The sequence below is a fragment of the Caballeronia terrestris genome (assembly GCF_001544515.1).
GTDB classification, from domain to species: Bacteria; Pseudomonadota; Gammaproteobacteria; order Burkholderiales; family Burkholderiaceae; genus Caballeronia; species Caballeronia terrestris.
Genome location: NZ_FCOL02000436.1, coordinates 1 through 1,263, shown reverse-complemented (window position 1 = coordinate 1,263; position 1,263 = coordinate 1). Strand labels below are relative to the sequence as shown.

1 protein-coding gene is annotated in these 1,263 nt (G+C 67.9%); it reads left to right on the top strand.

What is annotated here, in order from left to right:
* A partial coding sequence (locus AWB67_RS38080) for a paraquat-inducible protein A (RefSeq protein WP_143746820.1) occupies positions 1-1,164 on the top strand: 1,164 nt, incomplete at its 5' end.
* Positions 1,165-1,263 lie beyond the last annotated feature (99 nt).

Here is a 1,263-nt window from a genome sequence, read left to right as displayed (position 1 = left end):
TATCGCAACCGCCCCGACAGCCTGAACCGCTCGCTCGCGCTGACCGTCGCGGCGATCGTGCTGTTCGGGGTCGCGAACGCCTTTCCGATCGTAGGCCTCTCGGTGAACGGCGACATCGTGCAGACGACCTTGTTCGGCTCCGTCCGCATCCTGTATCGCGACGGCATGTGGCCGCTCGCCGGGCTCGTGCTCTTCACGACGCTCCTGATGCCGCTGCTGCAACTCGTGACGATTGCGTACCTCCTGCTGCCGTTGCGGCTCGGACGCCCGCCGCAACGGCCCGACGTCGCGTTCCGCTTCCTGCAATGGGCTGGCTCGTGGGGCATGACCGAGGTCCTGATCCTCGGCGTGCTGGTCGCGCTCGTCAAGCTCGCGCATATCGCGGGCGTGGTGCCGGGAATTGCGCTGTGGGCGTTCGGCGGGCTGATGCTGCTGCTCGCCGCCATCTCTGCCGCCTTCGATCCGCGCGAGTTCTGGGAGCGCATCGCCACGCTGACGAGCGGCGGCGCACCGCGCGCTTACGTGCCGCACGTCTCGGCTGCGGCGCACACCGCCGCGCGCGCGGGGCTTTTTACCTGCCACGATTGCGGGCTGCTGTCGAAGGCGGCGCCGCACGCCCACGACGCACGCTGCCCGCGCTGCCACGCAGAACTCCACTTTCGCAAGCCCGAGAGCCTCGCCCGCACGTGGGCGTTCCTGCTCGCCGCGATCATCCTGTACATCCCGGCCAACACGCTGCCGATGATGGACACGAGCTCGCTCTTCGGCGCGCAGAAGGACACGATCCTCTCCGGCGTCGTGTACCTGTGGACCTCGGGCTCGTGGCCGCTCGCGGTCGTCGTCTTCATCGCGAGCATCGCCGTGCCGATGCTCAAGATCCTCGCGCTGATCTTTCTTGTCGCGTCGGCGCAGGCGCGTTCGCGCTGGCAGCCGACGCAGCGAACGCGCATCTACCGGGTGGTGGAATTCGTCGGGCGCTGGTCGATGCTCGATATCTACGTCGTCACGCTGCTGGTCGCGCTCGTGCAGTTCAACGCCCTCGCGACAATCCACGCCGGGCCGGCCGCGATTGCGTTCGGCGCCGTGGTCGTGCTGACGATGTTCGCCGCGATGTCGTTCGATCCGCGCCTGATCTGGGATGCGGCGGAAAAGAATCGTGGCTAGGCCCCCTGATCCGCACGACGATCCCGAGTTCCCGGAAGCCGTCGCCAAGCCGCGCTCGCGCTTTCGTGTGCAACTGGTGTGGCTCGTGCCGCTCATCGC